General features: G+C 63.8%; 22 protein-coding genes and 1 other RNA gene. 11 read left to right on the forward strand and 12 right to left on the reverse strand.

All coding sequences use genetic code 11. From position 1 onward, the window contains the following. Positions 1-45 precede the first annotated feature (45 nt). Positions 46-369, forward strand: a complete 324-nt coding sequence (locus QVG61_RS04915; protein ID WP_289932721.1) for a sodium-independent anion transporter — start codon at positions 46-48, stop codon at positions 367-369. A gap of 383 nt (positions 370-752) precedes the next feature. On the opposite strand, the gene QVG61_RS04920 is transcribed toward QVG61_RS04915, so the two are convergent. Both QVG61_RS04920 and QVG61_RS04925 read right to left on the reverse strand, forming a co-directional pair. Then, positions 753-1337: a YceI family protein gene (locus QVG61_RS04920; protein ID WP_289932227.1), complete on the reverse strand. Its 585-nt coding sequence runs from the start codon at positions 1335-1337 to the stop codon at positions 753-755. Continuing rightward, positions 1334-1915 (reverse strand): cytochrome b, encoded by a 582-nt coding sequence (locus QVG61_RS04925; protein WP_289932229.1) that lies wholly within the window; start codon positions 1913-1915, stop codon positions 1334-1336. Before QVG61_RS04925 ends, QVG61_RS04920 begins: the two co-directional genes overlap by 4 nt. Before the next feature lie 271 nt (positions 1916-2186). Between QVG61_RS04925 and QVG61_RS04930 the strand changes: the two genes are divergently transcribed. Together QVG61_RS04930 and QVG61_RS04935 are read left to right on the forward strand one after the other, a co-directional pair. Further along, a complete protein-coding gene (locus QVG61_RS04930; protein ID WP_289932231.1) occupies positions 2187-3092 on the forward strand; it encodes a LysR family transcriptional regulator in 906 nt (301 codons plus the stop codon). Positions 3093-3692: 600 nt separating this feature from the next. Continuing rightward, positions 3693-4235, forward strand: coding sequence for a transposase (locus QVG61_RS04935; protein ID WP_289932232.1), 543 nt, complete (start codon positions 3693-3695; stop codon positions 4233-4235). Positions 4236-4732: 497 nt separating this feature from the next. Here the strand turns inward: QVG61_RS04935 and QVG61_RS13640 are convergent, their stop codons facing one another. Then, on the reverse strand, positions 4733-8761 hold the full coding sequence (locus tag QVG61_RS13640; RefSeq protein ID WP_354671185.1) for an FG-GAP-like repeat-containing protein: 4029 nt from the start codon (positions 8759-8761) through the stop codon (positions 4733-4735). Between the two features lie 38 nt (positions 8762-8799). After that, complete coding sequence (locus tag QVG61_RS04955; RefSeq protein ID WP_289932233.1) at positions 8800-9399, reverse strand: PEP-CTERM sorting domain-containing protein; 600 nt, start codon at positions 9397-9399, stop codon at positions 8800-8802. A 224-nt stretch (positions 9400-9623) separates the two neighbouring features. Between QVG61_RS04955 and QVG61_RS04960 the strand changes: the two genes are divergently transcribed. Beyond that, complete coding sequence (locus QVG61_RS04960; RefSeq protein WP_289930013.1) at positions 9624-10790, forward strand: IS4 family transposase; 1167 nt, start codon at positions 9624-9626, stop codon at positions 10788-10790. A gap of 244 nt (positions 10791-11034) precedes the next feature. Here QVG61_RS04960 and QVG61_RS04965 read toward each other — a convergent pair whose 3' ends face one another. From QVG61_RS04965 to smpB, 5 genes are all read right to left on the reverse strand, one after another. After that, positions 11035-11760 carry a VPLPA-CTERM sorting domain-containing protein gene (locus QVG61_RS04965; RefSeq protein ID WP_289932234.1) on the reverse strand — a complete coding sequence of 242 codons (726 nt, stop codon included), beginning with the start codon at positions 11758-11760 and terminating at the stop codon, positions 11035-11037. A 173-nt stretch (positions 11761-11933) separates the two neighbouring features. Beyond that, positions 11934-13829: an ATP-binding protein gene (locus tag QVG61_RS04970; protein ID WP_289932235.1), complete on the reverse strand. Its 1896-nt coding sequence runs from the start codon at positions 13827-13829 to the stop codon at positions 11934-11936. Between the two features lie 83 nt (positions 13830-13912). Beyond that, complete coding sequence (locus QVG61_RS04975) at positions 13913-14581, reverse strand: response regulator transcription factor (RefSeq protein WP_289932236.1); 669 nt, start codon at positions 14579-14581, stop codon at positions 13913-13915. Positions 14582-15133: 552 nt separating this feature from the next. Further along, positions 15134-15497: a transfer-messenger RNA gene (gene ssrA, locus QVG61_RS04980) on the reverse strand. A gap of 56 nt (positions 15498-15553) precedes the next feature. Next, a complete protein-coding gene (smpB, locus tag QVG61_RS04985) occupies positions 15554-16033 on the reverse strand; it encodes an SsrA-binding protein SmpB (protein WP_289932237.1) in 480 nt (159 codons plus the stop codon). A gap of 116 nt (positions 16034-16149) precedes the next feature. Here smpB and QVG61_RS04990 point away from each other — a divergent pair, with 116 nt between their 5' ends. Genes QVG61_RS04990 through QVG61_RS05000 form a run of 3 tightly spaced genes read left to right on the forward strand, consistent with a single transcriptional unit; the run spans position 16150 to position 18305 of the window. Next, positions 16150-17517, forward strand: coding sequence for a sodium-dependent transporter (locus QVG61_RS04990; protein ID WP_289932238.1), 1368 nt, complete (start codon positions 16150-16152; stop codon positions 17515-17517). A gap of 25 nt (positions 17518-17542) precedes the next feature. Then, the gene (locus QVG61_RS04995) at positions 17543-17983 is read left to right on the forward strand and encodes a type II toxin-antitoxin system RatA family toxin (RefSeq protein ID WP_289932239.1); all 441 of its coding nucleotides are present in this window, start codon (positions 17543-17545) and stop codon (positions 17981-17983) included. After that, the gene (locus tag QVG61_RS05000; RefSeq protein WP_289932240.1) at positions 17970-18305 is read left to right on the forward strand and encodes an RnfH family protein; all 336 of its coding nucleotides are present in this window, start codon (positions 17970-17972) and stop codon (positions 18303-18305) included. The genes QVG61_RS04995 and QVG61_RS05000 overlap by 14 nt, the downstream gene beginning before the upstream one ends. A gap of 79 nt (positions 18306-18384) precedes the next feature. On the opposite strand, the gene QVG61_RS05005 is transcribed toward QVG61_RS05000, so the two are convergent. Further along, on the reverse strand, positions 18385-18873 hold the full coding sequence (locus QVG61_RS05005) for an outer membrane protein assembly factor BamE (protein WP_289932242.1): 489 nt from the start codon (positions 18871-18873) through the stop codon (positions 18385-18387). A 161-nt stretch (positions 18874-19034) separates the two neighbouring features. Between QVG61_RS05005 and fur the strand changes: the two genes are divergently transcribed. After that, positions 19035-19406 (forward strand): ferric iron uptake transcriptional regulator, encoded by a 372-nt coding sequence (gene fur / locus QVG61_RS05010; RefSeq protein ID WP_354671207.1) that lies wholly within the window; start codon positions 19035-19037, stop codon positions 19404-19406. 142 nt (positions 19407-19548) lie between these two features. On the opposite strand, the gene recN is transcribed toward fur, so the two are convergent. Together recN and QVG61_RS05020 are read right to left on the reverse strand one after the other, a co-directional pair. After that, the gene (gene recN / locus QVG61_RS05015) at positions 19549-21246 is read right to left on the reverse strand and encodes a DNA repair protein RecN (RefSeq protein ID WP_289932244.1); all 1698 of its coding nucleotides are present in this window, start codon (positions 21244-21246) and stop codon (positions 19549-19551) included. A 650-nt stretch (positions 21247-21896) separates the two neighbouring features. Next, positions 21897-22775, reverse strand: a complete 879-nt coding sequence (locus QVG61_RS05020; RefSeq protein ID WP_289932245.1) for an NAD(+) kinase — start codon at positions 22773-22775, stop codon at positions 21897-21899. 195 nt (positions 22776-22970) lie between these two features. On the opposite strand from QVG61_RS05020, the gene hrcA reads away from it, so the two are divergent. From hrcA to dnaK, 3 genes are all read left to right on the forward strand, one after another. Beyond that, entirely contained in the window at positions 22971-24029 is a 1059-nt protein-coding gene (gene hrcA, locus QVG61_RS05025) for a heat-inducible transcriptional repressor HrcA (protein ID WP_289932247.1), read from the forward strand. Between the two features lie 111 nt (positions 24030-24140). After that, positions 24141-24704 (forward strand): nucleotide exchange factor GrpE, encoded by a 564-nt coding sequence (gene grpE / locus QVG61_RS05030; protein WP_289932248.1) that lies wholly within the window; start codon positions 24141-24143, stop codon positions 24702-24704. A gap of 96 nt (positions 24705-24800) precedes the next feature. Further along, entirely contained in the window at positions 24801-26735 is a 1935-nt protein-coding gene (gene dnaK, locus QVG61_RS05035) for a molecular chaperone DnaK (RefSeq protein WP_289932251.1), read from the forward strand. Positions 26736-26752 lie beyond the last annotated feature (17 nt).

Below are 26752 nucleotides of genomic sequence, written 5' to 3' on the forward strand. Positions count from 1 at the left end.
CTTTACCACATGGAGGGGCCACTGAGCTTCGGTGCGGCCAAGGGCATGGTCCGGCAACTGGCTGCCTTCGATCAGTACGATGTCCTGGTCATGGACCTGACCGACGTGCCGGCAGTTGATTTCACCTCGACCCGCGCCATCGAGGACATGATCAGCGATGCCCAGACGCGCCAGCGCTGCGTCTTCCTGGCGGGTCTGCGCCCACGGGTCCGCCAGTTCCTGCAAGACCAGGGTATTCTCGACAAGCTTGCCGCCGACCGGGTACTCGAGTCTCGGCAAGAGGCGCTGTGCCGTGCAGCGAAAGAGCTTGGCCTGAGCCCGGAAACCTGCAACGGCCGCGATGCCCCGGGTTCCGATCAGCCGTACTGAGCCGGCCGACGGGTTGGGGTTTTCCATGCGCGGAGAATCTCAGCAGCTCGGCTGAGCACACGGAATGAGGGTCAGGTCTCACAATCTGACATGGGGTCCGGTTTCTCCCACTGTGGTGTAGGAATGTGAGACCTGACCCCCGGTATGGTGTGTGGTGTGACCCCCGGTATGGTGACCCCCGGTATGGTGACCCCCGGTATGCTGAAATTGAACGCCCTGCGCCTGCGCGTCGCCGCCCGCAAGAAGAAGTAGGTCGGATTAGGCGCGCAGCGGCGTAATCCGACGTATTTCCACGGACACCATCGTGGCTCCCGAAGTCTCGGTGGAAGCACGTCGGATTACGGCCCTTCGGGCCTAATCCGACCTACGTGTTGTGATCGTGGTTACTGGCGGATGCCCTCGATGGACAGCCAGAGCTGGATGTTCTCCGCCACCGGCCCGAGGATGTGGCCTTCCTTCATCTTGTAGTCGGAAAGATGCAGGGTGGTGGTGCCCACGAAGCCGCGGCGGAACCCACCCCAGGGATCCTTGCCCGCGCCGACCTGGCTCACGTCGATGACGATGTCCTTGGTGACACCGCGCAGGGTGAACTTGCCCTTGAGCCGGGCGCGGCCTTCGCCCAGGTCTTCCCAGCCGGTGCTGACGAAGCTGGCCTTGGGGTATTTCTTCACGTCGAAGAAGCGCTCGCTGCGCAGATGCTTGTCGCGCTCGGCATGGTTGGTGTCGATGCTGGCGACGTCGATCTCCACGCGCACCCGGTTGTTGGCCGGGTTGGCCTCATCGTAGTCGAAATCGCCGGAGAAGCGGTTGAAGCGCCCCTCCATCCAGCTGAATCCAAGGTGCTGGATGCGGAAGGTGATGAAGGCATGCATGCCCTTGGTATCGATGATGTAATGCTCGGCGGCCTGCGCCTGGACGCTGGCCAGGCCGAGAATCAGGGTGAGAAGATAGAGCGTTTTTCGGATCACGGTGTGTTCCTCCTTGTGGGTGATGATGAATGCGGCCCGCCCGCGCCCAGCATGCGCAACAGGGTGGGGTCGCGGTCCAGAAGATGGTGTTTCAGCGCGGCCAGGCCGTGGAGCGCGGCAAGCGCGATCAGCAGGGTGGCCAGCCATTCGTGCACTCGGCCTGCGATGTCCTCCTGGTTTTCGAGGCCGTGGAGGGTGGCCGGGATCTCGAAGGCACCGAACACCGACAGCGCCTGGCCGTCGGCAGTGGTGATGAGGTAGCCGCTCGTAACCACGGCCGCAATCAACAGGTAGAACAGCCGGTGCACCCACAAGGCCGCGCGCCGCTCCCAGGGCCGGCCCAGGATTTCCGGCAGCGGATTGGCCAGCCGCCAGACGAGCCGGAATGCGAGCAGCCCGGCCGTGACCACACCCAGGCCGCGATGCAGATCCGGGGCCTTGTGGTACCAGGGATGGGTGTAGTCCAGGTCCACCATGGTCTCCCCCAGCAGGAACAGGCCGATGACAAGCACGGCCATGATCCAGTGCAGCCCCACCGAGACCAGCCCGTAGCCTTGGCGGTCGTTGCGCAGCCGCATGCGCGTCATCCCGGCTTTCCTTCAGCAGTCAGCCGCCAAGACAAGCCGTAGGTCGGGTTCACCCCAAGGGGTACAAGAGGTGTGCAGCACCGTAACCCGACGTGGGGGTAAGGGCTGCTTGGCGTCCTTGGCGGCTCATAGCCCGATCCGGTCAGAAATCCCTTCATTTCATGCGCCTGTTCATACTTTCGAATGATTTGGCGCATAATAGTTCCGAAAAATCTGGGTTGATAGCGAAAATATTGCAAATATGCATTCGAAAAAATCGAACATGAAACCCGGAATCAGCCTGGACGCGCTCGTCGTTCTCGATGCCATCGCCCGCCGTGGCAGCTTTGCGGCCGCCGCGGAAGAACTGCACCGCGTACCCTCGTCGGTGACCTACGCCATCCAGAAGCTCGAGGACAGCCTGGGCGTGCAGCTTTTCGACCGCCGGGGCCATCGCGCTCACCTGACACCCGCAGGCCAAGCCCTGCTGCGCGAAGGGCGGGATCTCCTCACCCTGGCGGACGGGGTGGCGCGGAACGTCCGGCGGATCGCGACGGGATGGGAGGCTGAGCTTCGGATCGCCGTCGGCGACCTGATTCCCTATGCCAAGGTGCTCGATCTGTGCGAGGCCTTTTATCGGGTCGCGCCGGACACCCGGTTGCGTCTGTACACCGAAGTACTGGGCGGCACCTGGGACGCACTGCTCTCGGGGCGGGCCGACCTGGTGATCGGCGCGCCCGGCGAAGGCCCGCCCGGCGGCGGCTACGCCCTCCACCCGCTGGGGGAGGTCGAGTTCGTGTTCGTGGTCGCGCCCCATCATCCCCTGGCCGGGGAAACGGAGCCCCTGCCCAACGACCTGATCCGCAGGCATCGCGCCGTCGCCGCCGCGGACAGCTCCCGGGGGCTCCCGCCCAGGACGGTCGGCCTGTTGCCCGGTCAGAATGTGCTGACCGTGCCGGACCTGCAAACCAAGCGCGAGGCGCAGCGGCGGGGCCTGGGCGTGGGCCACCTGCCACGGCACATGATCGAGGAGGACCTGGCCGAAGGTCGCCTCGTCATCAAGGCCACCGAAGACGGCACCAGTATCCGGCACAGGCTCTATTACGTCTGGCGCACCCGCCACCAGGGCAAGGCACTGGCCTGGTTCAGGGAGCGGTTGTGCGGGGAGGGGGTGGACTGGTTCTCGTGATGGGCTGGGGAAACTCTGGCCGCCAAGACGCCATGGCGTCAAGTTATTTTGTGAGCAAGCAACGAGCAAGCAACGAGGGGCAGGTCTCACAATCTGACATGGGGCCCGGTTCCTCCCACTGTGGTATTGGAATGTGAGACCTGACCCCCGTATGTCTGCGTATGGGAATGTGAGACCTGACCCCCCTATGTGCGAGACCTGACCCCCCTATGTGCGTGACCCCCCTATGTGCGCATCTCGGTGATGTGCAGCCCCCGTAGGTCGGATTAGGCGCGCAGCGCCGTAATCCGACGCGCTTCCACTGATGCATCGGAGACCACCGACGGATGTCGTGGAATCCCGTCGGGTTACGCCGCGTTGCGGCTAACCCGACCTACGCAAGATCCACGGCCGTTGGCAATCCCACGTCTCCCGTAGGTCGGATTAGGCGCGCAGCGCCGTAATCCGACGTACTACCACCGAGGCATCCGAGGCCACCGACGGATGTCGTGGATCCCCGTCGGGTTACGCCCTCCGGGCTAACCCGACCTACGTATAATTACGTAGAATTATCGGTTACGACATGGTCAAGGACGACATCCACGCTTCAAGGAGGAAGCCATGCAATACCGCCGTGCCTTCGTGCCCGGAGGGCGCTGGTTCTTCACCGTGGTCACCCACCGACGGAATGACCTGTTCACCACCGGCATCACCGTCCAATGGTTGCGTGACGCCTTCCGTAAGGTGATGCGCCGGCATCCCTTCACCATCGATGCCATCGTGATCCTCCCCGATCATCTCCATTGCATCTGGACCCTGCCACCGGGCGATGCCGATTTCGCGCGCCGTTGGCGCCTGATCAAGACGGCATTCACCAAACGATGCATGGCGGAACCTTCGGAGGAGAAACCGGATCACGTACGTCCCTGCGAAGGAAAACGACCGGTCTGGCAACACCGCTATTGGGAACACCTGATCCGGGACGAGGCCGACTTTCGCGCCCATGTCGACTATATTCACTACAACCCCGTACGTCATGGTTATGTGAGCCGGCCGGCGGACTGGGCCTGGTCGAGCTTTGGTCTGTATGTCCGCCGTGGCGTGCTGGCGCCGGATTGGGGCGCTTCCGGCATCCGTCTCCCGGAGACGGTGGGGCACGAATAACGTAGGTCGGATTAGGCGCTCCGCGCCGTAATCCGACGTATTACCACCGAGGCATCCGAGGCCACCGACGGATTTCGTGGAACCCCGTCGGGTTACGCCGCTTCGCGGCTAACCCGACCTACGCAAGATCCCCGGCCGTTGGCAATCCCACGGACCTCGTAGGTCGGATTAGGTGCGGGAGCACCGTAATCCGACGTACTTCCACCGAGGCATCGGAGGCCACCGACGGGTTTCGTGGAATTCCGTCGGGTTACGCCCTCCGGGCTAACCCGACCTACGGAAGATCCACGGCCGTTCGCGATCCCACAAGAATAACGAGGGTCAAATAACGAGGAATAACGAGGGTCAGAATAACGAGGGTCAGGTCTCACAATACAACACGGCGGGAAGATTGTGATTTTCGGAATCAGTCAGGAAATGTGAGGCTTGGCTTCTCCTGCCGGGGTGGTGGGATGAGAGAACGGACCTCCCTGTGACTGTCGTATCAGGAACAAAATCTACGGTGAGCTGGCACTTCTGAAAAAGCCGTACCATATCCGGTAGTCCGCATAGGTAATGCACCCGTCGTGGTCATAGTCCGCCCGGGAAACGTCCGTGCCCTTTCGACCGCCGCTATTGCACCGACCCAGGAGGGAGCGGATGATCAGGTAGTCGTCACCATTCAGAATGCCATCGCCATTGAGGTCGCCGGCAACCTCAGGATTTGGATCACAGGCATCACCCGTGCCGTCTCCGTCCCTGTCAGCCTGATCAGGGTTGACGCGGCTGGGACAGTTGTCTCTGGTGTTCGGGATGCGGTCGCCATCCCGGTCCGGGTCACAGGCGTCGCCCGTGCCGTCGCCGTCGCTGTCCCACTGACCGGGATTCGGTGTCCTGGGGCAGTTGTCCAGTCTGCCGATCCCGAAGTTGGCAATCCCGTCGCCGTCCAGGTCAGGGTCACACGGGTCTCCCATGCCGTCATTGTCCATGTCTTTCTGATCCGGATTGGATACCCTCGGACAATTGTCCAGATCGTTGCTGACACCATCCCCGTCTGTATCCTCGTCACAGGCGTCGCCCAGCCCGTCACCGTCGGTATCGGTCTGGGCCTGGTTGGAAATCGTGGGACAGTTGTCCAGGTCATCGGGCACGCTATCCCCGTCACCGTCCGCTGCGGGATCGACGATCAGGGTAGTGGATCGGGCGGCGTTGTTTCTGGGGTCCTTGTCCGGCTCGTTGGCGGTTACCATGGCGCGATTCTCCGCCTGGCCGGGCAGATCCGCCGTGGTGACGACGGTTACCGTGGCGCTGTCCCCTGGGGCGAGTGTACCGAGGTCGCAGGCGAGCTTGGTCGTGCGCAATGCCAGGGGCAGTGTCGAGCATTCACCCTGACTCGGAGAAACGTTCAGGAAACCGGTCTTCAGGGATGGATAGTCAAGAAGGCGGACACCTGTGGCTTCCGTCGAACCGAGGTTGCGGACGGTCAACCGGTAGTCCAGCTTGTCTTCGCCGATCAGGACCCTGGCGAGGTTTACCGAGTTTTCCAGATCCAGGTCCACATCCGGGCTCGTTTGTGACGGACACGGCGGCTCAGTGATCTTCAGCCGGGTCTGGTTCATGAACAGGCCGACGGCATCGTCGCCGACGCGTTGCACAATGCCGGATGGCCAGTGGATCTCCAGGGTGGAAATGATTGTGGTGCGGCTGCCTGGCCGGAAGGGAATCCCGAAGTGGACGGTGAGAGTGTCCTGGGACAGATAGCCGCCACCGCTCCTCAGTTCCCGGTACTGGTCATGGGTACGGACCTGACCGTCGCGTGACGGACCCCTGGTTTCTCCGCCGCTGTCGGCTGGTGGCAGGAAACCGGAGAAGGGATCCAGTTCGGCAAAGAAGCCACCCCTGGGGTTGCCGGGTGCAGGGGATGCGCCACCCAGGGGTGGCAGCCCGCTGCCGATGCCACGCGGATCACCGAGGAGGAAGCCGAAGGGCATGCCGGCACCCAGATCGGGTGCACCTGTGTGGCCGATGAAGATCTGCGGGGGCTGAGTCGGAGCAGAGGGCAGTGAGGGACCCACGTCCGGAACGCCGGGGATATTGTCGGTGGATCGTCTGACATCCCCGAAATCGACGCCGGCCGTTTCCGTGATGGTGATCGCCCTGGTTTGCAGATGGAGACGGGCGCCGATCGCGGACCGGTTGGAACAAGTACCCACCAGATCGACTTCCAGCCACGGTTGCCCTGAACCGGACAGGTTGGTCAGCAAACGGTCCTGTGGTCCGCCCTGCAGGCGCAGGTTCCCGATATAGAGATCCAGGTCGCCGTCGTTGTCGTAGTCGCCCCAGGCCGCGCCACGGCCGAACCCGGGATCGGCGACGCGGCTCTCTCCACCCACTTCGACGAAGCCGGAAGCGGTGTTCTCGAACAGCCTGTTTCTGGATCCATGGTTGACCAGGTAAAGATCCAGGTCGCCGTCATTGTCGAAGTCGGCCCAGGAGACGCTGCGTCCGGGGCCTGCGTCGTCCAGCGGCGGTCGGGTGACATCCTGGAAACGCCAGTGGCCGTTGTCGTCCGGACCCAGGTTGTGGTACAGCCGGTTGGCAACGCCGTCGTTGGACAGGTAGAGATCCTGCAGGCCGTCGTTGTCATAGTCGCCCCAGGCGATGCCCATGGTGGGTGCCGTGTCCAGGGTCCCCAACACAGCCTGTGTGACGTCGGTGAACTGCCCCCCACCGTCGTTGCGTAGCAGGCGATTTGTCTCCCCATCGTTGGTCAGGAACAGATCCGGGTCGCCGTCGTTGTCGTAGTCGGCCCAGCTCGCACCGGTGCCGGGACCGTCATCGCCCAGCGGGCCGGTGGTCGTCTCCACGAACGTACCGCCTCCGGTATTGCGGAACAGTCGGTTGGCGGCACCATGATTGACCAGGTAGATGTCTACCAGTCCATCACCGTCGTAGTCCACCCAGGACACGCTTCGTCCAGGCCCCGGGTCGGCCAGCAGTGAGGGGGTGACATCGACGAAGTAACCGTCGTCGTTTCGATACAATCTGTTGGCTGTTCCATCGTTGGCGACATAGGCATCGAGGTCGCCGTCGTTGTCGTAATCCGCGAAGGCGATGCCATAACCCCTGTCCAGCGGTCCAGTGATCCCTCTTTCGTCGGTGGCATCATCGAACGACCGCCCATTGGGGGCAGAAGCATCCGGCAGATTGATGAACAGGTGGTCGAGGGGCGAGGTTGCCCGGAGACCGTCGTTGCTCACATAGAGATCCGGGGCACCGTCGCCGTCTATATCCGCCCAGGCGACCCCGTTACCCGCGCGGGGTGCATGCCGCTCGGTGAGCAGATTGCTGGCATCGGCGAAGCCGCACTGGTTGGTGCGATCCGGGAACGATGGGCAGAGATCGCAGGCATCGGTGATGCCATCGTCGTCTCCGTCGTCCGGAGTGTCGCCCATGGCATTGGCAAACGGGACGGAACAACGCCGCATGTCCGCGACCAGCGCATCCCACCACTGCCAGAACGTCTGTTGCCAAAGATCACTGCGGCAGGTTTCGCTGCTCCCGGGGTCGATCAGGGTGCGGGTGACGGGGGTGCCAGCCACCGTCCACTGGCTCTCTGCCAGACTGCAGGGCGCCGTGGACGTGCGTAGTTGCTGCTGGCGTTCCAGATCCACCTCCTGGAGCATCAGGTAATAGAGGGCGGCGTCCACGGGTTGGTCGAAACCCTGTCCCCAGTCGCCGATTCGCTTGCTGAAGAATTGCTGGATCAGGTCATTGAGATTCGACATGTCTGGGACGGGGACCAGCCTGCGTCCGTCCATGAAGTCCGGGAAGTCGAGGTTCGTAAGCAACTCCCAGGCTGGGTCGGAACGGATAGCCCACAGCCGGTGAAACCGGCCTTTGCCTTCCGCGCGCTGCGGCGTCAGGGCGTCGTACTCGCAGTACAGGCCGGTGTCGGTAGTGCAGAAGATTCCCAAGGCCGTTTCCCGGCAGTAATCCTGCCCGGCGAAGGTGCTGGCAGACCAGTTCTTGACGATATCGGCTACGCCGGTCCGGCGGACACTGGGTGAGCGGAAGGCCGCGAAGGCCTGGGGCGTGTTCCGCAGTCCGTTCCAGTACATCAACGCGGCGGCCTGGCATTTCAGTCCTCTGGCAGGATCCCACGCCTCCTCACAAAGGGTGAACATGTCGTCGAGCATCTGGTCGTCGCATTCTTCCCTTGTCTTGTCGTAGGTATATGCGCCATGGCGGTAACAATAATCATGGGTGACGCAGGCATCGTGAAAGAATTCATTTGGCAGCTTGGTGCCGGGCATGTCGGTAGTCAAATAGACCGTGAGGCTGAGGATGCCCGGGTTTGAACAAGCCAGCCCGGAATCCTCTGGGTCAATGTCTATCACTTCGGACGGCCCATAACGGCCCGAATAGTCGAGCAGGCCGCATTGCCACCAAGGATTGGCGGAAACGGCGCCGGCGATCAGCAGTGTGGCGATACTTGCCACTTTGGTGAGCCAAGGTAGCGGCTTGCTGAGACATGCCATGTTCATTTCGGCAATCCTTCCACGGGTTCATCCTGCAGGCCACGTCATTGTGTGTTTCGTTGGCCTCGGGCGGTTCGGGGTAGTCTGTGTCGGACCAGACCCAAGCCGCCGAGCGCCATCAGTAGTGGCGTCGACGGCTCAGGGACGGTCCCGGTCGATCCGGCACCTTCGACGTTTACAGTCATATATGTCTCAATGCCTGTCGGGAAGGGTGATAAAAAGGTGATCAACCCTTCATTCGGATCCGAGGGGTCCGAGGTGATTCCGAGAGTGAAGATCCCTGACAAGCTGGCCTCGAAGTCAAGTCGGGCGAGCAGTATGTTGTCGCCCGATACGCCCGGAAAGGCTGAGCCGGCGACTTGGGTGAGCGATAGCGCCGACGAGTCATCATGAAATGCTGATCCCACGGTGGCTCCGGTGAAGTTGATGCCGGTCGGGGGCATTAGGATGTCGAACCCGAAGGCAAGGAGCTCGTCGGGTCCCCACAGGAAATGGACATCGGTTATGCCATCGGCGTACACGTCAACACTGAAGGCCGAGCCTGTCGACACGGTAGTGGCGGAGGGTTCCAGCCGCGTAATGGGTATCGCGCTGACCTGGGTTGTCACCAAAAGGCTTGCGGCAAGGCAGCCGACGATCAGCATGACGTGTCTGGGAAATATCGAAGCAGTTTGCATGGGAGCCACCTTTTTGTGCCCTTCTTCGTTTATAAGCAGTATCACTAGTGTCCGGAAAAACCGTTCTTCTTTGTCGCTAACTCATTGTTAATACGAGAGTAATATGCCATTTTCGCCTGTCACCGACTTGAACTGGCCATTGGGCCAGGGGCACGCTTTAGCCCGGTATCCCGGGTCGGAGCGGTCAAGTCATGTACACAGGCAAACTCGTGTTCGCACAGGCGATGGATCATCTGCCTTTGCACACCCTTCGGCGCTGCATCCAGCGCTACAACGGCAACCGCCACGTAAAACGCTTCAGCTGCCAGGATCAGTACCGGTGCATGGCCTTCGCACAACTCACCTACCGGGAGAGCCTGCGCGATATAGAGGCCTGCCTCAATGCCCAAAGCAACAAGCTCTACCACATGGGTATTCGCTCTCGCGTAGCCCGCAGTACCCTGGCCGAGGCCAACGAAAAACGCGACTGGCGGATCTACGCAGACTTTGCCCAGTCGCTGATCCAAATCGCACGACGGCTTTATGCCGACGAGGAACTCGGGCTCGAACTCGACAACACGGTCTACGCGCTCGACGCCACCACCATCGACCTTTGCCTGTCGGTCTTTCCCTGGGCTCGCTTCCGGCGAACCAGGGCGGCTGTCAAGCTGCATACCCTGCTCGATCTACGAGGCAATATCCCCTCGTTTATCCATATCTCCGATGGAAAACTCCACGATGTCAACGTGTTCGACCTGCTATTGCCAGAGCCCGGAGCCTTCTACGTCATGGACCGCGGCTATACAGACTTCGAGCGTCTCCATCAGCTCCACCATGCGTCGGCTTTTTTCGTCATTCGCGCCAAGTCCAACCTGAAATTCCGTCGGATCTACTCTCATCCCGTGGACAAGAACTCCGGCCTGCGTTGCGACCAAACCGTAGCGCTGACCGGGTTCTATACCGCCCAGTACTATCCCGACCGACTACGCCGGATCAAATATTACGATGCCGAGACCGACAAGCGGTTGGTCTTTCTGACCAACAACTTCAGCATTCCGGCGATCACTATCACCGAGCTTTATCGCTATCGCTGGCAGGTGGAGCTGTTCTTCAAATGGATCAAGCAGCACCTGCGAATCAAGTCGTTTTTCGGTACCTCGGAGAATGCCGTCAAGACTCAGGTCTGGATCGCCGTCTCCGTCTATGTGCTGGTCGCCATCATCAAGAAGCGTCTCAATATCCAGGCCAGCCTCTACTCGATACTACAGATTCTGAGTGTGACCGCTTTCGAAACAACATCAATAGATCAACTACTTACAAGATGCGACCAAGCAATAAGCGATGCAAATTTCAGTAACCAGTTGAATCTATTTGACTAATATTCCGGACACTAGTGAAGCAGTATAGGATGTCATGCTTGGGGGCGGTGTCCCCGGATATGGGTACAAGGGGCGAGACTATTGGGCTCGGTTAGCTGTTGGCCCGCTTCCGCAGTGACACCAGATAGCGGCAGGAACAGGCGGACGCGGCTGCACTCGCCCGGGGCACTGTCGATCACCACCCTGGCGTCGCTGTGGTGTTGGAATGTGTAGCCTGATCTCCGCTCTTCGTTCTAGTGTCCGATCAGGCTGCGGCGCTGTCGTTTCCGAATCGGAACCGTGGCAGGCGGCCGATGGCCGCCAGGCCGAAGAGGCCGCTGCCGAACAGCCAGAATGCGGCCGGCAGGGGCACGACGGTTTCGAACGAGGCCGCGGAGAAGATGGCCTTGCCGTATACGTAATCCGGCGCGGAAAGGGTGGGGCTATAGAAGTTGCCCGTGCGTCCGAGGTCGTAGATGTCGCCGCGTTCGTCGCTGTAGGAATTGACCAGTTCATATGCATCCAGGATGCCGTCTGACAGGCCAACCACATAGGGTTGCCCACCCTCGGGTACCACTGTGGCGAAGTTGGTCATGACGCGCGTGATGCCGATGGTCGGGAAGCCGTAGACGCTGCCCCAGGGTGTCAGTTTGCCCGGCGGTATCCAGTCGATGGGCACGGTCTGGGTCGGCAAGTACCGTGTCGTCACGCCGTCGATGTCGGTCGGGGGCCAGGTGTAGGGGTCGTAGTAAACGCCCCTGTAGTCCCCCATGCCATCCGGCATGACCAGATCCCATGTGCCTGATGCCCCGAGGTAGGAGATTTCCAGGAGAGTCATAGTGTCGGGGACATAGTACTGGCCATAGGTATAGCTCTCCGAGTCCACGTAGTTCCAGCCAAAGAAAGTGTCCACGAAGACGGCCTCCGCGGGCGGCGTCATTCCAAGGATGGCCAGGGCGGTGGCCGTGGCGATCGTTGTCCGTGTTTTCATCGTCTCCTCCTCGCAAATGTGCGGATGCCTTGTTCGAATGGGGACGCAACGGCCCTGTCAGTATTTATAGGCCAGGAGAAGGGTTTTCCGGTATCCCGTAAATGGGGGACAAGCGCCGGGGGAGGCGGGTGAGGTGGGTGCCCGGGAAGGCGGGAGAAGGGGGATGCCGCGGTTCAGTCGCCGCGCGGGTTCCCGTTACCGTTTCGGCGGGGCACGGGCAGCGGCAGGAACAGGCGGACGCAGGTGCCTTCGCCCGGGGCGCTGTCGATCTCCAGCCGGGCGCCGATGTCGGTGGCGCGGTGGAACATGTTGGGGATGCCCCGGCCTTCGCGCGGCATGCCGTTCATCCCCCGCCCGTCGTCGCAGATCTCGATGCAGGCGCTTCGGCCCTTCGTGCCGTCGTGAAGTGAGGTCCGGAAGGTGATGACGGTGGCATCCGAATGCTTGACGACATTGGTGACGACTTCCTGGAGGATGCGCATCAGTTGCAGGACCTTTTCCGGGCCGAGATCCGGCATGAGCGGCAGCTCCCGAACCTTCCATTCGATGGAGATCCCGCTGTAGCGCAGGCGGGCGTCGATGCGTGATCTGAACATGCCCAGGACCGCCAGCAGGTCCTCGTCGACCGGGTCCAGGGAGTCGATCATCAGCCGCACGTCGTCCAGCGCCTCCTGCAGCGTTTCCTTCAGCACGGCGTGGTCGGGCTCGTCCCGTTCCACCAGCGCCAGCGCCGATACCAGGTGGCCGCCGGTGCCGTCGTGCATGTCGCGCATGATGCGGCCGCGTTCCTCCGCGAGGATCTTTTCGTTTTCCACCTGCCGGATGCGCGCATAGTAGGCCTCCAGCTGCCGGTGTTTGTCGGCGACCCGGCGGTCGAGTTCGAGGTTGAGGGCCTCGGCTTCCCGCAGGGCCCGGGTGAAGCGCTTGGCCAGTGTCCAGATCAGCACGCCGACGAGGAAGGGCGCCCCGTAGGGCAGAAGGTGCGTGTGGTCGAGGCCGATGACGCCCATCTGGGTCAGATTGTCGTGGCCGCCGAAGGCCATGACGATGGAAGCGGCCAGTGACAACAGCCAGTTGTCCGCAGTGGGCTGTCTGAACGACTGCCGGAGAATCACCCAGATGAGGTAGAGGGAGAATGCGATCAGCAGGTTGTCCCAGACGTAGGAGGAAAAGACGTGGAAATGGCGGTCACCGGAAAGATACAGGGCGACCGTGCCCAGGGCGCCCAGGATCAGCGCCAGGCGTTCCAGCCGTGGCCGGGAGATGCCGTAGAAGCGGTGAAAAAAGAGGGCCATGAAGATCACCATCCATCCGACGCCGGAAAACACCAGGGTGTCCCACAGGCGTTCCGGAAAGGGCGGATGCCGGACGTACATGTCGAAGACGAAGAACGACCAGGCCAGGCAGGCCGCCGAGAACCAGGCATAGAGCGTTTCCTCGCGTCTCAGCAGCCAGATGATGGCGAGGAAGATCGCGAAGGCGGCGAGCAGCAGGGCGGAGACGCCGATCAGCGTCTGTTTGAAGAACAGTTTCGATTCCCAGGCCGGCTGGAGCACCGAGTCGGGCCCTACATGGATCGGCCACAGATAGCCGAAACCGGAACGCTTGGGTTGAAAGCGGACCGACAGGTGATTGATGCCTTCCCGCAGCTGGCCGCGGCTGATGGGGAAATAGAGCGGGCGGTGCCAGTTGCGGGCGACGATGCCCTCCATGCGGCCGCCGTCGCCGATCTTTTCGCCGTTCAGCCAGATCTCGCCGTTGGTGTTGATGGCGGGCAGGTAGATGGCCCAGTGTTCCGAGGGCGGGATGGCAGAAGGGGCCGCCTCGAACTCGAAGCGGTACCAGGCCGGGAAACCGTCGTCCCGGTGGTTTCTGAACCAGTCGTCGGGCAGGGTGATCCGGCGCCAGCCCGCCGCGGACGGATCCGGGGGAGAGCCGGCGTCCGTATCGATGAACCAGCCCTGATCGAGGGTGACGGCCGGATCCGGAAAATAGTCTCCGCCATTCGCCGGCGCCATGGCGACGCACAGGAGTGCGGAGAGAAGGGCACGTTGCCAGGTGAGGGCCATGGCGACGCCTCGGCTGAACCGGTTTCCTCGATTCAATTGTGGCACAGATCTGGCGTCGGGGGCGGGGCCTGGCGTGATCTGGGTCAATCGAACTCGATGATCCCCATCTTGTGCGCCTCATAGACCGCCTCGCCACGCGAGTGGACCGCCAGCTTGCGGTAGATGCGCTTGATGTAGGTGCTGACGGTATGGTGGGAAATATCCAGAAACCCCGCGATATCCGCGCAGTTGAATCCCTTGGCAAGGTAGCGCAGTACGGTAACTTCCTGTTTGCTCAGGGAGGTGCACTGCCCCGTTTCGTCGGTGTCGCCAGGGTCGTGGCGGGCATGGAGGTCGAATCTTTTCAACAGATGCCGGGCGATGGAGGCGCTGATGGGAGAACCGCCCTGCATCATCTGCATGATGCTGTCGCCGATATAGTTGGCGCGCCCGTCCTTGAGCAGATAGCCGGTGGCGCCGGCCTCGATGGCCCTGACCACGTGCCGCTCGTCGCCGAACACGGTGATCACCATGGCCTCCGTCCTGTAGTCCATGGCACGGATCATCTCGATCAGCTCGATGCCGCTCCCGTCGGGCAGGCCCAAGTCGCAGAGCAGCACGTCCGGCTCGGAGCCCTGCAGGTAATGCCGGGCTTCGGCGACACTTTTCGCCGTCTCCGCCAACTCGAGCCCGGGATGGCTGGCGATCACCTGCGCCAGGCGACCCCGGGTATTGTCGTCGTCCTCGACCAGCAGAACGCTGTAACCGCCCATGTGTTCCGCTCCGCCCTGTTTCCCTCCGTTCCATTCTGGACCAGCGCCGGGTGTTTGAGAAGTCCCCGAAGAAAGGGACAAAAGCGGATGCGCCTAGCCCGGATATTGCACCAAGGCGGCGCGCATGAATGGGGTTCGAGCTGTAATACAGGGACCATATGGCCATGAAAGGCCCCCTGGGCGGGTTGCAGTATGTGCCTATTCGATGTCAGGCCGACTCTGGCTTCGCATCCTGGGTGATCCTCCTCAAGCCATGGCAACGGCTATGACTTTTCGGACGATCACCCAGGCTGCCTTGCCAGCCTCGCCCTGAGCATCGAATCCTTGGTGCAATACCCGGGCTAGGCGGGTCTCCCCGCTTCGGGGGCGCACTCGAAAAAAGTGGGGGGGCAGTCAGAATGAAAGCACGATGGTCAGCAACCGGCCAACTGCCACCCGTTCAAGGAGTGCAAGCGCTCGGCGGTTGTAGATTGCACAGCTGTAACCGGGAGTGTGATGGATGCGTGTCGTGATATACAAAAGCCCCTGGCCGGATTGCCAGGGGCTCGCGATTGGTGGAGGCGGCGGGAATCGAACCCGCGTCCGTGAGTCCTCCGCCTTCGGCTCTACATGCTTATCCGCGTCTATTGATTTGACTCATGGCTACCCGACGGGCAGGGAAAACCATGAGCGATCCCGGTAAGGTTTTAACGGATCCACGCCGGGAACGTTTCACCGCGATCCTGTGAGAATCGACGCCGGGAATCTGGACGCACAGGCACGGCTCCAGTCCGACGGCACCCTACTGGTGTTTAGGCAGCGAGTGCGTAGTTGTCGTCGTTGGCAACTATGATTTTGCAGATGGATTTACGAGGAAATCTGCATCCTCGGCATGCACCTCAGGTTTCGCAACCCACGTCGAAGCCAGGTCGCCCCCAGGTCCCTTTTCAGGTGGGGACAGTATAGCCGGCTTTCAAGGGGGAGGGAACGGAGTCAGCCGTGCTTGAGGATGCGCGCCTTCTCCCGCTGCCAGTCACGGTCCTTGAGGGCGGCGCGCTTGTCGTGGGCCTTCTTGCCCTTGGCCAGGCCGATCTCCAGCTTGGCGCGGCCCCTTTTCCAGTACATGGCCAGCGGCACCAGGGCGTAGCCCTTGCGTTCCACGGCGCCGATCAGCTTGTCCAGTTCCTCGCGGTGCAGCAGCAGCTTGCGGGTGCGGGTGGGGTCCGGGTGGATGTGGGTGGAGGCGGTGGGAAGGGGAGTGATCAGGCAGCCCAGCAGCCAGGCCTCGCCGTCCTTGACGATTACGTAGGCGTCGACCAGCTGCACCTTGCCGGCGCGCAGGCTCTTCACCTCCCAGCCTTCCAGGACCAGCCCGGCCTCGAGGCGCTCCTCGATGCTGTAGTCGTGGCGGGCCTTCTTGTTGAGGGCGATGGTGCTGCCCGGACTGGCGGATTTGCTCTTTTTCTTCCCCATCGGCGCATTATACGCCGGGGTGGCGACCGGCCACCACCGGCTGCTGGCGCAATTGGTTGAGCCGGCGCGGATTTTCCCGGACAATTGACCCCCATTGCACGACTGGGGAACCGCAGATGTCCGCACGCCGCACCTCGATCCATGGGGAATGGTCCTCTCGCTTTGCCTTCATCCTGGCCGCCACCGGCTCGGCGGTGGGCCTGGGTAACATCTGGCGCTTCCCCTACGTCACCGGCGAGAGCGGCGGCGGGGCCTTCGTCCTGGTCTACCTGCTGTGCGTGGCGCTGATCGGCATCCCGGTGATGATGGCCGAGATCCTGCTCGGCCGGCGTGGCCGGCAGAGCCCGCTCAACACCATGCGCACCCTGGCCCAGGAGGAGGGCCGCTCACCCGCCTGGCAGTACGTCGGCTGGCTGGGCATGGCGGCCGGCTTCATGATCCTCTCCTTTTATTCGGTGGTCGCCGGCTGGACCCTCGCCTATGTGGTGCGTACCGCCACCGGGGTCTTCGAGGGCGCCACCGCCGAGGGGGTGCAGAGCATCTTCACCGACTTCATCGCCAATCCGGAGGGGCTGCTGGCCTGGCATACCATCTTCATGGTGATGACCATCATCGTCGTCTCCCGCGGGGTGAAGAGCGGCCTGGAGCAGGCGGTGCGCTTCCTGATGCCGGCGCTGTTCGTGCTGCTGATCGCCATGGTCGGCTATGCCATGAACACCGGCCAGTTCCAGCAGGCGGTGGAATACCTGTTCAAGCCGGACTTCAGCCGGCTGGATGCCGAGGTGGTGCTGAACGCCATGGGACAGGCCTTCTTCAGCCTGAGTCTCGGCATGGGGGCCATCATGATCTATGGCTCCTATCTGTCGCATACCGCCTCCATCACCCGCACCGCGGTGGTGGTCGCCGGCATGGACACCCTGGTGGCGATCCTCGCCGGCCTGGCGATCTTCCCGCTGGTGTTCGAGTACGGCCTTGAGCCAGCCGGTGGCCCGGGGCTGATCTTCATGACCCTGCCGATCGCCTTCGGCCAGATGCCGGGCGGGGCGCTGTTCGGGGCGCTGTTCTTCCTGCTGCTGGTGTTCGCCGCCTGGACCTCGGCCATCTCCCTGCTGGAGCCGGCGGTGACCTGGCTGGTGGAGAACCGCGGCATGAACCGGGTCAAGGCCGCCGCCTGGTCGGGGCTGGCGGCCTGGGTGTTCGGCATCCTCTCCCTGTTGTCGCTGAATCTCTGGTCGGACGACCGCTACAAGCTGTTCGGCATGCCCTTCATCGACCTGGTCGACTGGCTGACCGCCAACGTCATGTTGCCGATCGGTGGCCTGCTGATCGCGATCTTCGCCGCCTGGATGATGTCCCGCGAGGCCAGCCGCGCCGAGCTGGGGCTGGCCGACGGCCTGGGCTTTGGCCTGTGGCGCTTCCTGGTGCGCTACGTCACGCCCTTCGCCATCCTGCTCATCTTCCTCAACAAGATCGGCGTACTCTAGCCCGCGGCCGTCCGGATTCTGCATCATGCCCACCTCCATCCGCCGTTCCGCCCTGGTTCCCTACACGCCGGAAGAGATGTTCGCCCTGGTCAGCGACATCGAGTCCTATCCCCGGTTCCTCCCCTGGTGCCGCTCGGCACGGGTGCTGGAGCGCAAGGACGACGAGGTGCGCGCCACCATCGAGATCGCCAAGGGCAGCCTGCACAAGGCCTTCACCACCCTGAACCGGGAGCAGCCGGGCAAGATGATCGAGATGCGCCTGGTGGAGGGGCCCTTCAGGCGTCTGGAGGGGTTCTGGCGCTTCGATCCGCTGGGCGAAGCCGCCTGCAAGGTGTCGCTGGACCTGGAGTTCGATTTCGAGAATCGCATGCTGGCCATGGTGATCGGCCCGGTGTTCAGCCAGATCGCCGATTCCCTGGTCGATGCCTTCCATCAACGCGCGGTCGAGGTCTATGGAAAACGCTGATCATATCGAGGTGGAGGTCGCCTACGCGCGGCCGGACAAGCAACGCATCATCCGCCTGCAGGTGCCGGCGGGCACCACCCTGGAGCAGGCGGTCGAGCTGTCCGCTATCCGCAAGGAGTTTCCGGAGATCGACCTGGCCAAGCAGGCGGTGGGCATCTTCGGCAAGCTGAAGAAGCCGGACACCGTGCTGCGCGAGGGCGACCGGGTGGAGATCTACCGACCGCTGATCGCCGATCCCAAGGAGGTGCGCAAGCAGCGCGCCGCCGCCGGCAAGCGCATGAAGCGCGGCGGCGGTGATCTCGCGGAAGACAAGTCGGGGTAGGACCGCCCGGATTCCCCCTCGATACCATGCGGGTGCGCGGTGCGCGCAGCCTGCGACTGCCGGCTGAGGCGGCGGGCGGTCAGTGCCGGTGCGGCTGGCCGCCGCCCGCGCCGCCGCTCCTGGCGTCGTCCTCGATGGCGTCGTCGTCCCCGAAGCCCAGCCAGTGCCAGAAGCGGGTCAGCAGGCCACGCGGCTTGCGCGGTTGCGGCGGCACGGTCACCGTCTCGCTCTGCCGGGTACTCTCCAGAGACGGGGCGCCCGGTTCCGGGCGCAGGTCGCCGCGGATCTCCGCCAGCTTGCCGTCGCGGAACAGCAGCGTCACCCGGCGCTGTTCGATCGCGCCTTTGCCCGGCTCCATACGGTACAGGTAGTCCCAGCGATCGGGATGGAAGGTGTCGCGGATCAGCGGCGTGCCCATGATGAAGCGCACCTGGCGCGGGCTCATGCCGGGCCGCAGCTGGTTGACCGCCTCCTGGCTGATGACATTGCCCTGCTGGACATCGATGCGGTGCACGAAGGGGATGCGGTCCACCGACATGCAACCGACCAGGCTTGCAATGAGTGCCACTGAAATGAGAAGCTTTCGCATATGTGATTAATTATTGGAAAGGAACGACTGGCGGCATGATAACGCAACCGTCGGGGCAGTTCACTCCACAACCCCCAGTGAGGTAGCACGTGGAGTCGCAGGACTTACGCAAGGCGGGACTCAAGGTCACCCTGCCGCGGATGAAGATTCTCGAGATCCTCGAGGCCCATGCCGACAGCCAGCGGCACCTGAGTGCCGAGGACGTCTACAAGGCGCTGCTGGAGGCGGGTGAGGACATCGGCCTGGCCACGGTCTACCGGGTGCTGACCCAGTTCGAGGCGGCCGGCCTGGTGGCGCGCCACCACTTCGAGGGTGGTCATTCGGTGTTCGAACTCAACCAGGGGCACCACCATGACCACATCGTCTGCATCAAGTGCGGCCGGGTGGACGAATTCGAGGATGAGGTGATCGAGGAGCGCCAGCGCGCCATCGCCGAACGGGCCGGCTACGAGATGACCGACCACAGCCTCTACATCTACGGCATCTGCGCCGCCTGCCGGAAGGCGCGATAGCCACAATTCGTAAATCCAACCGCCAAGACGCCAAGGACGCCAAGAAACCCTGTTGATATCATGGCCCGTGCGCAAAGCGCGGGGGCGAACAACAGGAAAACTTGGCGTCCTTGGCGTCTTGGCGGTTTGTCGTTTTTCGTGGTTATTTCCTTTTGCGGCGGCGTTTGGGGCCATCACCCGCGCGGGCGAGCATCTCGCGGGCATGGTCGAGGGTGGATTCGGTCACCTCGATGCCGCCCAGCATGCGGGCGATCTCTTCCACCCGGTCTTCGGCATCCAGCGGACGGATGCGGGTGCGGGTGGCATCCTCGCTGGCCAGCTTGCTGACCTGCAGTTGCTGGTGGGCCTGGGCTGCGACCTGTGGCAGGTGGGTGACGCAGAGCACCTGGCGGCGGTCGCCGAGGGCGCGCAACTGACGGCCGACCACCTCGGCCACGCCGCCGCCGATGCCGCTGTCCACTTCGTCGAAGACCAGCACCGGTACCGGGCTGGCGTCGGTTGCGATGACCTGGATCGCCAGGCTGATGCGCGACAGCTCACCGCCGGAGGCGACCCGGGCCAGCGGCGCCAGTGGCTGGCCCGGATTGGCGCTGACCCGGAATTCGATGCGTTCCAGGCCGTGTCGGGCGAAGCCAGCGTCGGAACGGGTTTCCACCGCGATCTCGAAGCGCCCACCGGCCATGCCCAGCTCCTGCATGGCGGCGCTGACCGCCGTCCCCAGCTCGGCGGCGGCCTGCCGGCGTCGGTCACCGAGGCGGGCGGCCTGTTCCCGGTAGGCCGTGGCCAGCTCCTCGATCTCGGCCTCCAGGCGTTCGAAGTGCTGATCGGCATGCTCCAGCCGGTCCAGCTCGTCGCGCAGCCGTCCGACCAGGGCCGGCAATTCCGCCGGGGTGAGCCGATGCTTGCGGGCCAGTTGCTGCCAGAGGCCGATGCGTTCCTCCAGCCAGGCCAGACGCTGGGGGTCGATCTCGAGCCGGTCGCTGTGATGGCGCAGGGCATCGGCGGCCTCCTGGGTGTGGATCAGGGCGCCGTTCAGCAATTCGCAGACGGGTGTCAGGGCCGGGTCCAGGCCGGCCAGGGCCTGTAGCTCGGCGAGGGTCTCGCCGAGCCGGCCGTGGATCGAGCCCTCCGCGTCGTACAGCCGGTCGAGGGCCTGGTGGCCTCCCTCGATCAGCTCACTGGCGTGGGCCAGACGGGCGTGCTCCTCGTCCAGCCGTTCGAGTTCGCCCTCGGCCGGGGCCAGGGCCTCCAGCTCCTGCAGCTGGAAGCGCAGCAGGTCGAGCCGGTCGCCGCGCTCGCGGGCAGCCTCGCGCAGCCGGTCGAGTTCCTCGCGGCGAGCCTTCCAGTCGTCGTACAGTCCGGCCAGCCCGCTGAGCAGCGGACCCAGGCCGGCGTAGTCATCGACCAGGGTCCGTTGCAGCTCGGTGCGCATCAGCGACTGGTGTTCGTGCTGGCCGTGGATGTCGATCAGCCGGCTGCCCAGTTCGCGCAGCTGCTGCAAGGGGACCGGCCGGCCGTTGAGATAGGCGCGGGAGCGGCCTTCGCGGTATACCACCCGGCGCAGGTGGCACTCGTCGTCCTCGGCCAGATCCTGGGCCTGCAGCCAGTCGCGTACCGCCGGCAACGTAGCGAGGTCGAAGCTGACGGCGATCTCGGCGCGCTCGCAGCCATGGCGCACCACGCTGCTGTCCGCCCGGTCGCCGAGCGCCAGGCCCAGGGCATCGATGAGGATCGACTTGCCGGCACCGGTCTCGCCGGTCAGGGCCGTCATGCCCGGCTCGAGTTCCAGTTCCAGCTGGTCGACCAGGACGAAGTCACGGATGTGGATGTGGGTGAGCATGGTCGGTGCTATTTCAGCGCACTCGGCCGCCGGCTGCAAAGGGCTAGCAGGAAATCTGTGCTCGCTCTCCCGCCCTGCGCGCTACGATTGCCTGAAACCGGCAGACTCAACGCCGCGCCAATCGCGGCCTGGAGGCCGCTCCTACCAGGGGGCCGCCATGCCCCGCAGGAGCGGCCTCCAGGCCGCGATGCGCTGATCTAACTGCGCGGGTAGGAGGGCGGCCTGAATCTCCCCGATTTCTCGTTGCGTCGGCCCACAATGCGCTTCGAAATCGTGAAAATGTGTGCTCGCTCTCCCGCCCTGCGCGTTACGATTGCCTGAATCCGGCAGACTCAACGCCGCGCCAATCGCGGCCTGGAGGCCGCTCCTGCCAGGGTGCCGCCACGTCCCGCAGGAGCGACCTCCAGGCCGCGATGCGCTGATCTGACTGCGCGGGTAGCTCCCCGATTTCTCGTTGTGTCGCGGCCCACGATGCACCTCGAAATCGTGAAAATCTGTGCTCGCTCTCCCGCCCTGCGCGCAACGATTGCCTGAATCCGGCAGACTCAACACCGCGCCAATCGCGGCCTGGAGGCCGCTCCTGCCAGGGTGCCGCCATGCCCCGTAGGAGCGGCCTCCAGGCCGCGATCCCCGGCGGGGCCAGCCGACTGCTAGGAATGGACGCCCCAGCCGAACTTGGCGCGCAGGATGCCGAAGTAGTCGTATTCCGGCGGGTGGATCAGGCGCAGGCAGCGCGCCTTGCGGCGGATCAGGATGCGGTCGCCCGGCAGCAGCCCGAAGTTGACCTGGCCGTCGCAGGTCATCTGCGCCTGGGTATAGGCGCCGTCGCGCAGCAGGATCTCGATGCGCGCCGCGTCGCCGATCACGAAGGGCCGGTTGTTGAGGCTGTGCGGGCAGATCGGCACCAGCTCGATGGCGTTCAGCGTCGGGTGCAGCAGGGGGCCCCCGCCGGACAGGGCATAGGCGGTGGACCCGGTGGGGGTGGAGACGATCAGGCCGTCGGAGCGCTGGGTGTTGAGCAGGTGGCCGTCGATGTGCACCTCGAGCTCGATCATGCGCGCGATGTCCCACTTGTGCACCACCACGTCGTTCAGGGCGTCGCTCTCGCTGACGCTCTGTTCGCCGCGCAGCACGCTGGCGTGCAGCAGGCTGCGCTCTTCCTCGCGGAACTGGCCGTCCAGCACCTGGCCCAGCTGGTGCTGGATCTGCGCCGGCAGCACGTCGGCCAGGAAACCCAGCCGGCCGAGGTTGATGCCGAGCAGCGGGACACCGGCGTCCGCCAGGCTGCGCGCCGCGTGCAGCAGGGTGCCGTCGCCGCCGACCACGATGGCCAGATCGACCGCCTCGGCCAGCTCGTGACGGTCCATGGCCGGCGCCATGCCGGCCGGCAGCTGCTCGGCGGCGCTGGTGTCGAGGATCACCTCCAGCCGGCGTCCGTCCAGGAACTCGATCAGCTCCTTCAGGGTGTCGGCGACACCCGGGTCGCCGTACTTGCCGATGACTCCGATACGTTTGAATGTTTCGCCCATGGCCCGTCCTCTCGTCCCCAGAAGCTACCATGCCGGGTCCGTCGCCGGCAATCACCGGCTGCAGGAAGTTGTTCACTGCGCTGAATTTTTGTTCGGCGATGACGGAATCTTGACCGGTCATATCCGAGTTGTTAGCCTGATCTGGCACTCGGCCCGATTGAGTGCTAATCCCGGCAACGCCCGTCGAAGGACCCCATGGCCAGACCTGCGAAGACAGCGGAGATCAGCGAACGTGCCCAGCGCCTGCTGCGGGTGCTGATCGAGCAATACGTGCGCGAGGGCGAGCCGGTGGGTTCGCGCACCCTGGCCCGCGCCTCCGGCCTGGACCTGAGTCCGGCCACGGTGCGCAACGTGATGGCCGACCTGGAAGAGCTGGGTTTCGTCTGTTCGCCGCACACCTCGGCCGGGCGGGTGCCGACGGCCCAGGGCTACCGGCTGTTCGTCGACAGCCTGCTCAAGGTGGAACCCCTCACCGCTCCCACGGTGGAGCAGTTGCGTCGCCAGCTCGATATCGATGCCGAACCGGGCGAGCTGGTGGAGTCGGTCTCCAACCTGCTGTCCAGCATCACCCGCATGGCCGGGGTGGTGACCCTGCCGCGCCAGGAGCATGCCGCGCTGCGGCGCATCGATTTCCTGCCCCTGTCGCAGCGGCGGGTGCTGGTGATCCTGATCATGAACGAGCGCGAGGTGCAGAACCGTATCATCCAGACTGAACGGGACTACAGCCCGGCGGAGCTGGAGGCGGCCGCCGCCTTCCTCAACGAACAGTTCGCCGGCAAGGATCTGGCCGCCGTGCGCAGCAGCCTGATCGACGAGATGCAGCGTGCCCGGGACGGCATGAACCAGATCATGAACGCCGCAGTGAGCATGGCCGAGCAGGTGTTCATCGAGGACAGGAACGCCGAGGGCGAGGAAGTGGTGGTTGCCGGCCAGACCAATCTGATGGATTTCCGCGAACTGGGTGACGTGGAGAAGCTGCGCCAGCTGTTCGAGGCCTTCAACCAGAAACGGGAGTTGCTGCATCTGCTCGACCAGTGCCTGTGTGCCGACGGGGTGCAGATCTTCATCGGCGAGGAATCGGGCTACCAGGTCCTGGACGAGTGCAGTGTGGTGACCGCCCCCTACAAGGTCGAGGGCGAGGTGCTGGGCGTGCTGGGCGTGATCGGTCCGACCCGCATGGCCTATGAGCGGGTGATCCCCATCGTCGACGCCACGGCGCGCCTGCTGGGCGCGGCCTTGAATCCGAAGACTTGATCCCCATATTGGCTGCTGGTTTGGCCCTCGCCAGGCGGGCGGGGTGTCGGGCCTGTCACGCGGTTCGGGAAGGAATTGAGCTAACCACAAGTAATCCGGAGTTAATTTTTCATGACAGAAGAGCAGAAGGTGGCCGGGACAGAGGCCGCGACCGAGGTGCCGGCCGACAGCGAGGCGGACAGCGCGCAGGCAGAGGCAGCGAGCGAGCTGCATGCCTTGCTGGAGGATGCCCGCAGCAAGGCCGACGAGCACTGGAACCAGTGCCTGCGGCTGCAGGCCGAGCTCGACAACCTGCGCAAGCGCGGGGAGCGCGATCTGGCCAACGCCCACAAGTTTGCGCTGGAGAAGTTCGCCGCCGAACTGCTGCCGGTGAAGGACAGCCTGGAGATGGGCCTGGCCGCGGCGGCGGAGGGTGAGACCATCGATCCCGTCAAGCTCAAGGAGGGTACCGAGCTGACCCTGAAGATGCTCGCCTCGGCGATGGAGAAATTCGGCATCAAGGAGATCTACCCCCTCGGCGAGAAGTTCAACCCGGAGTTGCACGAGGCGATGTCGATGCAGGAACGGGACGACGTGGAGCCGAACACGGTGGTGACGGTGGTGCAGAAGGGGTATGTGCTCAATGACCGGCTGATCCGCCCGGCGATGGTCATCGTCTCCAAGGCGCCCGCTTGAATCCGCGGAAATTGCCCGCATCTAGTCGGCAGAGTGGCGGATTTAGCAGAATCTTGAAGAATCCTAATCGAATTTACAGTATCTGGAGAATACACAATGGGAAAGATCATCGGTATTGACCTGGGGACCACCAACTCCTGTGTCGCGGTCATGGAAGGCGGCAAGGCGCGCGTCATCGAGAACGCCGAGGGTGACCGCACCACGCCGTCCATCGTCGCCTTCGCCGACGAGGGCGAGGTGCTGGTCGGTCAGGCCGCCAAGCGTCAGGCCGTGACCAACCCCGAAAACACCCTGTTTGCCATCAAGCGCCTGATCGGCCGCAAGTTCGAGGACGCCGAGGTGCAGAAGGACATCGAGCTGGTGCCCTACAAGATCGTCAAGGCCGACAACGGCGACGCCTGGGTCGAGGTCAAGGGCAAGAAGATGGCCCCGCCGGAGATCTCGGCCCGGGTGCTGATGAAACTGAAGAAGGATGCCGAGGCCTATCTGGGCGAGACGGTTACCGAGGCAGTGATCACGGTGCCGGCCTATTTCAACGATTCCCAGCGCCAGGCCACCAAGGATGCGGGCAAGATCGCCGGCCTGGACGTCAAGCGCATCATCAACGAGCCGACCGCCGCGGCCCTGGCCTATGGCATGGACAAGACGCGCGGCGACGTGAAGATCGCGGTCTACGACCTGGGCGGCGGCACCTTCGACATCTCCATCATCGAGATCGCCGATGTCGACGGCGAGCACCAGTTCGAGGTGCTGTCCACCAACGGTGACACCTTCCTCGGCGGCGAGGACTTCGACAAGCGGCTGATCGACTACCTGGCGGACGAATTCCAGAAGGAGCAGGGCATCGACCTGCGCGGCGATCCGCTGGCCATGCAGCGTCTCAAGGAGGCCGCAGAGAAGGCCAAGATCGAGTTGTCCTCGGCGCAGCAGACCGACGTCAATCTGCCGTACATCACGGCCGATGCATCCGGTCCCAAGCACCTCAACATCAAGGTGACCCGGGCCAAGCTGGAATCCCTGGTCGAGGATCTGATCAGCCGCACCATCGAGCCGTGCAAGATCGCGCTCAAGGATGCCGGCCTGTCGGCCGCCGAGATCGACGACGTCATCCTGGTCGGCGGTCAGACCCGCATGCCCAAGGTGCAGGAGGCGGTGCAGGACTTCTTCGGCAAGGAGCCGCGCAAGGACGTCAACCCGGACGAGGCGGTGGCCATCGGTGCCGCCATCCAGGGCGGCGTGCTGGGCGGCGAGGTCAAGGACGTGCTGCTGCTCGACGTCACCCCGCTGTCGCTGGGCATCGAGACCATGGGCGGCGTGATGACCAAGCTGATCGAGAAGAACACCACCATCCCGACCAAGGCGACCCAGGTGTTCTCCACCGCCGACGACAACCAGACCGCGGTCACCGTGCACGTGCTGCAGGGCGAGCGCGAGCGGGCCGACGCCAACAAGTCGCTGGGCCGTTTCGACCTGACCGATATCCCGCCGGCGCCGCGCGGTGTGCCGCAGATCGAGGTCACCTTCGACATCGACGCCAACGGCATCCTGCACGTCTCGGCCAAGGACAAGGGTACCGGCAAGGAGCAGAAGATCGAGATCAAGGCCTCCAGCGGCCTGTCCGAGGAAGAGGTCGAGAAGATGGTGCGCGACGCCGAGGCGCATGCCGACGAGGACCGCAAGTTCCACGAGCTGGTCGACGCCCGCAACCAGGCCGACAATCTGATCCATGCCACCCGCAAGTCGCTGACCGATCTCGGCGACAAGGTCGAGGATGGTGAGAAGGAGCAGATCGAGGCCGCCATCAAGGAACTGGAAGAGGTACTCAGGGGCGACGACAAGGCGGCCATCGAGGCCAAGACCGCCGCCCTGGCCGAACTCTCTGGTAAACTCGCCCAGCGCGCCTACCAGCAGGAGTCGGGTGCTGCCGAGGGCGCTGCCGGGCAGGCCCAGGCCGGCGGCGAGGGTGCCGCGGCCTCCGGTGACGATGTGGTCGACGCCGAGTTCGAAGAGGTCAAGGACGACAACAAGTAAGACGGCAGATCGTGGAC

The organism is Thiohalobacter sp. IOR34 (genome assembly GCF_030406045.1).
Classification (GTDB): Bacteria; Pseudomonadota; Gammaproteobacteria; order Thiohalobacterales; family Thiohalobacteraceae.

Bases quoted from the DNA above. Each gene is read 5' to 3' on its own strand.
- QVG61_RS04915 (WP_289932721.1), top strand. From the start codon at position 46: ATGGTCCGGCAACTGGCTGCCTTCGATCAGTACGATGTCCTGGTCATG.
- QVG61_RS04925 (WP_289932229.1), bottom strand. From the start codon at position 1,915: ATGCGGCTGCGCAACGACCGCCAAGGCTACGGGCTGGTCTCGGTGGGG.
- QVG61_RS04930 (WP_289932231.1), top strand. From the start codon at position 2,187: ATGAAACCCGGAATCAGCCTGGACGCGCTCGTCGTTCTCGATGCCATC.
- QVG61_RS04935 (WP_289932232.1), top strand. From the start codon at position 3,693: ATGCAATACCGCCGTGCCTTCGTGCCCGGAGGGCGCTGGTTCTTCACC.
- QVG61_RS13640 (WP_354671185.1), bottom strand. From the start codon at position 8,761: ATGAACATGGCATGTCTCAGCAAGCCGCTACCTTGGCTCACCAAAGTG.
- QVG61_RS04955 (WP_289932233.1), bottom strand. From the start codon at position 9,399: ATGCTGATCGTCGGCTGCCTTGCCGCAAGCCTTTTGGTGACAACCCAG.
- QVG61_RS04960 (WP_289930013.1), top strand. From the start codon at position 9,624: ATGTACACAGGCAAACTCGTGTTCGCACAGGCGATGGATCATCTGCCT.
- QVG61_RS04965 (WP_289932234.1), bottom strand. From the start codon at position 11,760: ATGAAAACACGGACAACGATCGCCACGGCCACCGCCCTGGCCATCCTT.
- QVG61_RS04970 (WP_289932235.1), bottom strand. From the start codon at position 13,829: ATGGCCCTCACCTGGCAACGTGCCCTTCTCTCCGCACTCCTGTGCGTC.
- QVG61_RS04975 (WP_289932236.1), bottom strand. From the start codon at position 14,581: ATGGGCGGTTACAGCGTTCTGCTGGTCGAGGACGACGACAATACCCGG.
- smpB (WP_289932237.1), bottom strand. From the start codon at position 16,033: ATGGGGAAGAAAAAGAGCAAATCCGCCAGTCCGGGCAGCACCATCGCC.
- QVG61_RS04990 (WP_289932238.1), top strand. From the start codon at position 16,150: ATGTCCGCACGCCGCACCTCGATCCATGGGGAATGGTCCTCTCGCTTT.
- QVG61_RS04995 (WP_289932239.1), top strand. From the start codon at position 17,543: ATGCCCACCTCCATCCGCCGTTCCGCCCTGGTTCCCTACACGCCGGAA.
- QVG61_RS05000 (WP_289932240.1), top strand. From the start codon at position 17,970: ATGGAAAACGCTGATCATATCGAGGTGGAGGTCGCCTACGCGCGGCCG.
- fur (WP_354671207.1), top strand. From the start codon at position 19,035: ATGAAGATTCTCGAGATCCTCGAGGCCCATGCCGACAGCCAGCGGCAC.
- recN (WP_289932244.1), bottom strand. From the start codon at position 21,246: ATGCTCACCCACATCCACATCCGTGACTTCGTCCTGGTCGACCAGCTG.
- QVG61_RS05020 (WP_289932245.1), bottom strand. From the start codon at position 22,775: ATGGGCGAAACATTCAAACGTATCGGAGTCATCGGCAAGTACGGCGAC.
- hrcA (WP_289932247.1), top strand. From the start codon at position 22,971: ATGGCCAGACCTGCGAAGACAGCGGAGATCAGCGAACGTGCCCAGCGC.
- grpE (WP_289932248.1), top strand. From the start codon at position 24,141: ATGACAGAAGAGCAGAAGGTGGCCGGGACAGAGGCCGCGACCGAGGTG.
- dnaK (WP_289932251.1), top strand. From the start codon at position 24,801: ATGGGAAAGATCATCGGTATTGACCTGGGGACCACCAACTCCTGTGTC.